The sequence below is a fragment of the Corallococcus sp. CA054B genome, from assembly GCF_003611625.1.
Lineage (GTDB): Bacteria > Myxococcota > Myxococcia > Myxococcales > Myxococcaceae > Corallococcus > Corallococcus coralloides.
Map to the genome: position 1 here is coordinate 1 of NZ_RAVY01000434.1, position 465 is coordinate 465.

The 465-nt window shown below is 57.8% G+C and carries 1 pseudogene; it reads left to right on the top strand.

Features of this window, described 5'->3' with window-relative positions:
• A pseudogene (gene purH, locus D7V80_RS41195) lies at window positions 1-465 on the top strand (bifunctional phosphoribosylaminoimidazolecarboxamide formyltransferase/IMP cyclohydrolase); the annotation flags it as partial.

The following is a 465-nucleotide window of genomic DNA, read 5'->3' on the forward strand; positions in this document are numbered from 1 at the left end:
TTATTGCGCCGTCCGCCAGCGAAGAAGCTCTGAAAATCACCGCCGCCAAACAGAACGTACGCGTTCTGACCTGCGGTCAGTGGGGCGAGCGTGTTCCGGGCCTTGATTTCAAACGCGTGAACGGCGGCCTCCTGGTTCAGGATCGCGACCTGGGCATGGTCGGTGCGGAAGAACTGCGCGTCGTCACCAAACGCCAGCCGAGCGAACAGGAGCTGCGTGATGCGCTGTTCTGCTGGAAGGTGGCGAAATTCGTGAAATACAACGCCATTGTCTATGCCAAAAACAATATGACCATCGGCATTGGCGCGGGCCAGATGAGCCGCGTGTACTCCGCAAAAATCGCCGGTATTAAAGCTGCCGATGAAGGTCTGGAAGTGAAAGGTTCGTCAATGGCTTCTGACGCGTTCTTCCCGTTCCGCGACGGTATTGATGCCGCCGCCGCTGCGGGTGTGACCTGTGTAATCC